This window comes from Candidatus Eisenbacteria bacterium, assembly GCA_016867495.1.
Classification (GTDB): Bacteria; Eisenbacteria; RBG-16-71-46; order CAIMUX01; family VGJL01; genus VGJL01.
In genome coordinates this window covers 1-5,825 of sequence record VGJL01000164.1, presented here as the reverse complement: position 1 = coordinate 5,825, position 5,825 = coordinate 1, and the positions used below count along the sequence as shown (strand labels likewise).

At 67.5% G+C, this 5,825-nt stretch carries 6 protein-coding genes and 3 tRNA genes; all 9 read left to right on the top strand.

What is annotated here, in order from left to right; all coding sequences use genetic code 11:
* On the top strand, window positions 1-884 hold an 884-nt coding region (locus FJY88_11345; GenBank protein MBM3287926.1), incomplete at its 5' end, for an NAD(P)-dependent glycerol-3-phosphate dehydrogenase.
* Window positions 884-1,288 (top strand): MerR family transcriptional regulator, encoded by a 405-nt coding sequence (locus FJY88_11340; protein MBM3287925.1) that lies wholly within the window; start codon window positions 884-886, stop codon window positions 1,286-1,288. The genes FJY88_11345 and FJY88_11340, both read left to right, overlap by 1 nt.
* A gap of 126 nt (window positions 1,289-1,414) precedes the next feature.
* A tRNA-Pro gene (locus tag FJY88_11335) sits at window positions 1,415-1,491 on the top strand.
* A 34-nt stretch (window positions 1,492-1,525) separates the two neighbouring features.
* On the top strand, window positions 1,526-2,296 hold the full coding sequence (gene surE, locus FJY88_11330) for a 5'/3'-nucleotidase SurE (GenBank protein MBM3287924.1): 771 nt from the start codon (window positions 1,526-1,528) through the stop codon (window positions 2,294-2,296).
* The gene (locus tag FJY88_11325) at window positions 2,293-2,967 is read left to right on the top strand and encodes a protein-L-isoaspartate(D-aspartate) O-methyltransferase (protein MBM3287923.1); all 675 of its coding nucleotides are present in this window, start codon (window positions 2,293-2,295) and stop codon (window positions 2,965-2,967) included. Before surE ends, FJY88_11325 begins: the two co-directional genes overlap by 4 nt.
* Window positions 2,968-3,063: 96 nt before the next feature.
* Window positions 3,064-3,139: transfer RNA gene (locus FJY88_11320), tRNA-Pro, on the top strand.
* A gap of 29 nt (window positions 3,140-3,168) precedes the next feature.
* Entirely contained in the window at window positions 3,169-3,705 is a 537-nt protein-coding gene (locus FJY88_11315; GenBank protein ID MBM3287922.1) for an adenine phosphoribosyltransferase, read from the top strand.
* Between the two features lie 49 nt (window positions 3,706-3,754).
* Window positions 3,755-3,828: transfer RNA gene (locus FJY88_11310), tRNA-Arg, on the top strand.
* Between the two features lie 211 nt (window positions 3,829-4,039).
* Complete coding sequence (gene murJ / locus FJY88_11305) at window positions 4,040-5,659, top strand: murein biosynthesis integral membrane protein MurJ (GenBank protein ID MBM3287921.1); 1,620 nt, start codon at window positions 4,040-4,042, stop codon at window positions 5,657-5,659.
* Window positions 5,660-5,825 lie beyond the last annotated feature (166 nt).

The following is a 5,825-nucleotide window of genomic DNA, read 5'->3' as shown; positions in this document are numbered from 1 at the left end:
AGGAACTCGAGAGAGCGGGCGAGAACTCTATCTTTCTGCCAGGATTCCAGTTTCCTTCGAATCTTCATGTAGTGTATGACATGGGCGAGGCTCTGGAAGGGAGCGGCTTGGCGGTCATGGCTGTTCCATCGATTCATCTCCGCTCGGTTGCGCGCCTGATTCCGGACCGCTTTCGCGAGGGCTCCGTCTGGGCGATCGCCACCAAGGGACTGGAAGAGGGAACGGGCATGCGGATGAGCGAGGTCCTCCGCGATCTGTGGCCCGAGGTTCAGCCGGTCACCCTCGCCGGGCCGAGCCTGGCCAGAGAGGTCGCGGCGGGAAAGCCCACCACGGTCCTCTCCGCCTCGAGCGACGCGACCCTCGCGGAGAAGGTGCGGGCCGCCTTCCATGGACCCGACTTCCGCGTCTATACGAGCGGCGATCCGATCGGCGTGGAGCTCGGGACCTCCCTCAAGAACGTCATCGCGCTGGCGGCGGGAATCGCCGACGGCATGGAGCTTGGCGCGAATGCGAAGGGAGCCCTGGTCACTCGCGGCCTCGCGGAGATCACTCGACTGGGAGTCGCGATGAACGCCAGGCGGGAGACCTTTCTCGGCCTTGCGGGGGTCGGAGACCTGGTGACGACCTGTTCCTCCCCGTTGAGCCGCAACAGGACTCTGGGCGAGCAGATCGGCCGAGGGGTGCCGGTGGCCGAGGCGATGGCGGGCATGACGCAGGTCGCGGAGGGGGTCCCGACGACCCGATCGGCCGTCCGACTGGCCCGGGAGCGTGGCGTCGAGATGCCGATCTCCGAGCAAGTCCACCGAGTCCTCTTCGAGAGCCTAGATCCACGGGACGCCCTGCGCGGCCTGATGGAGCGGCCGCCGCGGATGGAGGAGGAGTGATGAGCGAATTCGAAGAGGGGGCTGGGGAAGAGCCCGAGTCGCGCGACAAGACCTACTATTCGATCTCCGAGGTCGCCGAGATGCTCGACCTCAAGCCTCATGTGCTCCGTTATTGGGAGACGCAGTTCCCCACCGTCCGGCCGCGCAAGGGCCGCTCGGGCAGCCGCATGTACACGGCCCGCGAGGTCGAGCGGCTCCGGAAGGTGAAGACCCTTCTTTACGAGAGGGGATTCACGATCCGGGGCGCGCAGGAGCGCTTGCGGCTTTCGCGGAGGAGCGACCCCGAGGCGATCCAGGCGGTCATCTCCACCGACAATCCGTGGGCGCAGGGGCTTGCGGAGATCCGCGGCGAGCTGAGCGAGATCCTCGCGCGCCTGAGCTCCGCGCGACGGCCCCAGCGCTAGGCGGCCCCGCCGCATCCGAGACGGGCGACGGACGCGCAACGGACAGCTTGCATTCCGCGCCGCCTCGGCCGATACTTTCCTTGCGGGGATCAGGCTCCAGACACAGCCTGAGCCGGCAGATGCGGTCGGGGCGTAGCGCAGCCTGGTAGCGCACTTGCATGGGGGGCAAGTGGTCGCTGGTTCAAATCCAGTCGCCCCGACCATCCCTTTCCCGAGCCCCGGATTCTCGAGAGCCAGATGGACATCCTGATCACGAACGACGACGGCATCTTCGCCGAGGGGCTTGCCGTCCTCCGCCGTTTCCTCGCCGCCCTGGGCCACGTCTGGGTCGTGGCGCCCGAGCGGGAGCAGAGCGGGGCGAGCCACGCGCTGACGCTCCACCGGCCCCTGCGAGTGCGCCGCTTGGAGGAGCGCGTCTTCGTCGTGGACGGCACGCCGACCGATTGCGTCCTGCTCGCCTGCAGGGGAATGCATGAGCTCTCGGAAGCGAAGATCGACCTCGTGGTCTCCGGCATCAACCATGGGGCAAACGCGAGCGAGGACGTCTCCTACTCCGGGACGGTCGCGGCCGCCATCGAAGGGTTGATGCTCGGTCGCCCGTCGTTGGCGATCTCGCTCGCCGACTGGCGCCCCGGGTCCTTCGATGCGGCGGGCAACGTCGCCCGCTCGCTGATTGAGAGGATCGTCTCCCGCGGCATGCCTCCGGGAACTCTCCTGAACGTCAACGTCCCGAACCTGCCGATCGAGGAGATCAGAGGGTATCGGATGACGCGGCTCGGGACGAGAACCTACTCCGGCCAGGTGATCCGCAAGACCGACCCCAGAGGGCGCCCCTACTACTGGATCGGAGTAGAAGACAGCATCGACGAGCCGCAGGATGGAACGGACCGCCACGCGCTTCGCGACGGCTTCGTGTCGATCACTCCGATCCACCTCGATCTCACGGATCACGAATCGCTCCCGCTCCTCAGGGACTTGGGCCTTCCGGAAGAGGGCGGAATCGGATGACGTCACGGGAGGAGATCCCGGATCCGGCGGCCGCGCGGCGGCGGATGGTCGAGCAGCAACTCCGCGCGCGCGGCATCAAGGACGTCAGAGTCCTGGGAGCTTTCCTGCGCGTGCGCCGCGAGCTCTTCGTCGAGCCGGCCATGCGAGGAAGCGCGTACGGCGACTTCGCCATGCCGATCGGGCAAGGACAGACGATCTCGCAACCCTACATGGTCGCCCTGATGACCGAGGCCCTCCGGCCCGAGCCGGACGACCGGATCCTCGAGATCGGCACCGGCTCAGGCTACCAGGCGGCGATCCTCTCCTGCCTCGTGCGAACGGTCTTCACCGTGGAGCGCATCCCGGCTCTCGCGCAGCGCGCGCAGAATGCCCTGGCCGCCCTCGGATGCCCGAACGTGATCCAGCGGATGGGAGACGGATCGATGGGGTGGAGTCAGTTCGCCCCTTACGACGGGATCGTGGTCACGGCGGGCGCCCCCCGCGCGCCGAAGAGCCTTCTTGACCAGCTCGCCGTGGGCGGCCGCCTGGTCATCCCGGTCGGCGGAGGCGGCAACCAGATATTGAAGATCTTCGAGCGAACGGCCGATGGCCTGAGCGAGCAGGAGGATTGCCTGTGCGCCTTCGTTCCGCTTGTCGGGCGCGAGGGATGGCCGGAGCCGAGCGAGGCATAGCCGGCCTCTCCCGCCAGGGGAGGCGCTGAGCGCGAGTCGGCGCTTGTCATCCTTCGCCGCCGGTGCTAGCGTCTGTGGAGGTGATTTCGATTCGGTCGGGGCGTAGCGCAGCTGGTAGCGCACCTGGTTCGGGACTAGGGGGTCGGAGGTTCGAATCCTCTCGCCCCGACCAATCCACCGGTACGTAGACGGAGGGAAGGGATGGGACGCGGCCTGGAGGACCGTCTACGCGAGGCGATCCGGGATGTGCCTGACTTCCCGAAACCGGGCATCATGTTCCGGGACGTCACGACCCTCCTCCTGAAGCCCGATCTCGTCGCAGAAGCGATCGATGCGCTCTGGAGTCGATTCGCGGACGAAGGGGTCTCGCACCTGGCCGCGGTGGAGGCGAGAGGCTTCGTCGTAGGGGCGGCGCTCGCTCTCAGAACCCGCCTCCCCCTGGTGCTTCTGCGCAAGCCCGGCAAGCTGCCGTCGCACTGCCTCTCGGAGGACTACGATCTCGAGTACGGGCGGGCCACCCTCCAGGTTCACGACGATGCGCTTCGGGAATCCGATCGCGTTCTCGTCGTCGACGATCTGCTCGCCACCGGCGGGACGGCGGCCGCGTCGGGGCGGCTGATTCGAAGGTGCGGGGCGACGATCGCGGGATACGGATTCATCGCCGAACTGGCTTTTCTGAGCGGCCGAGAGAAACTCGCCGATGCGCCTGTCCACGCGATTCTGATGTATGATGCGTAAGGGAGAGGGGCCGGAGGATTCGGCCGCTTCTCCGAGCTGTCGCTGAAGGGCCCCCGTAGCTCAGCAGGATAGAGCGGCGGTTTCCTAAACCGTAGGTCGGATGTTCGAGTCATCTCGGGGGCAAGGCGGGGCGGGTCGCTTGCGATCCGCCCCGTTCCGCCGTCGAGAAACCCGGCGGAGAGGAAGCCGACAGGCCGGCCGCGTTCCCGCAGGGCGAGCGACCCGGGGTCGGCCGCCGGAGTCTCCCGCGGCGGGGGAGTGGCCTCCCCCGGCCAGTTCCTATCAGGACCCGCGGCGACTGTCCACCCCCCCGCCAGGGTGTTAGGCTTAGACGGTGCAGACCTCGACCATCGACCAGACGCGGCCCGCTGCGCCGGGGAGCCCCGGTCACGGCCACAGAACAGGCCTCATCCGCTCCGCGGCTCAGCTCGGTCTGGGAACGTTCGCCTCGCGTCTACTAGGGCTCGGGCGCGACATGAGCCGGGCCTGGCTCTTCGGAACCGGACCCGCCGCCGACGCCTTCACAGTCGCCTTTCGGCTGCCCAACCTCCTGCGAGCCCTCTTCGCGGAGGGGGCCTTGAGCGCGGCTTTCGTCCCGGTCCTCGCCCGCTACATCGAAGAGAAGGACCGCGGGGAGTTCGAGGACTTCCTCCACGCCTTCGCGACGATCTTCCTCCTTTGCCTGCTGGCCGTGAGTCTCCTGGGGATCCTGCTGGCTCCGCTCGTCGTGCCGCTCATCGTCCAGGGGTTCGAATCGGTCCCCGGGAAGATCGATCTCACGGTCCGTCTCACGCAGTTTCTCTTTCCCTACATCCTCCTGATCTCGCTGGCCACCCTGATGATGGCCGTGCTGAACTGCCTCGGCCACTTCTCCGCGCCCGCATTCTCGCCGGCCTTGCTGAATGTGGCCATGATTCTCGGAGCGCTCTTCGTCTGCCCCCGACTCGGGGTGACGCCCGAGCGTCAGATCTACGGCCTTGCGGGGGCCGTGCTTGTAGGAGGCTGTCTTCAGGTCGGCATCCAACTCCCGCCGCTCCTGCGGCGGAAGATCCGGCCGCGCCTGCGTTGGGCGATTCGTCATCCGGGCATCAGGCAAGTGGCCCTGCTGATGCTTCCAGGGGTCGTCGGGATCGCCGCCGCTGAGATCAACGTTTTCGTCGACACGCTGATGGCATCCAGCCTGGAGGCGGGAAGCGTCGCGGCCCTCGAGTACGGTCAGCGCGTCATGCAGCTCCCGCTCGGGATCTTCGCCGTGGCCCTGGGAACAGCGGTTCTTCCCGCTCTCTCCCGACAGGCGGCGGCAGGCCAGAGGGACGCGCTCCGCGACACCTTCGGATTCAGCCTTCGTCTGACCTGGCTCGTCCTGGTTCCTGCGAGCGTGCTGCTCATCGTGCTGGCCAGGCCGATCCTCACCGTCCTCTTCGAGCGGGGCGCGTTCCGGACGGGCGACTCCCTCAGGATGACCACCGTCGCTCTCTCGTTCTACTCGGTCGGCCTCTGCGCCTACGGCTCGGTCAAGTCCCTGGTGCCCGTGTTCTACGCTCACCAGAACACGCGCTATCCTGTTCGATGCTCCATCACCGCCATGTTCGCGAACATCGCCCTCATCCTCGTTCTCATGGGGCCTCTGCAGCTCGGCGGACTTGCGCTGGCCACCGCCCTTGCGAGCTTCCTGAACGTCGTCCTTCTCTTTCGCGGTCTCAGGAAGAATCTCGGGCTCGATCCGCCGGCGGGGCTCGTCGCCGCGGCAGGACGTTTCCTGGCGGCTTCGCTCCTGGGCGGCTGCGTAGCCTACGCGTGCGACCGCTGGATCCCCCTCCCGGCCCCGCCCCGTCTCGCGGCAGCGGGGACCGGCGGAATCCTCGCCTATATCGTCGTGCTCACGGCGATGGGCGCGGAGGAGCCGCGGGACCTCTGGACGATCCTCGGAGGGAGGCTGCGGAGGAAGGGATGAAGCTTCTGGAGGAGCGGCTGCGCATGCTGCCGCGGCGGCCGGGCGTCTATCTCTTTCGCGACAGCGCCGGCGAGGTGCTCTATGTCGGCAAGGCGAAGAGCCTGCCGCCGCGCGTCCGCAGCTATTTCCGCACGCGCCACGAGCCCGGATCGAGGCTGGCCCAGAT

What these genes read in the sequence shown, in the direction of transcription:
- FJY88_11340 (MBM3287925.1), top strand. Translation starts at nt 884, where the DNA reads ATGAGCGAATTCGAAGAGGGGGCTGGGGAAGAGCCCGAGTCGCGCGAC.
- surE (MBM3287924.1), top strand. Translation starts at nt 1,526, where the DNA reads ATGGACATCCTGATCACGAACGACGACGGCATCTTCGCCGAGGGGCTT.
- FJY88_11325 (MBM3287923.1), top strand. Translation starts at nt 2,293, where the DNA reads ATGACGTCACGGGAGGAGATCCCGGATCCGGCGGCCGCGCGGCGGCGG.
- FJY88_11315 (MBM3287922.1), top strand. Translation starts at nt 3,169, where the DNA reads ATGGGACGCGGCCTGGAGGACCGTCTACGCGAGGCGATCCGGGATGTG.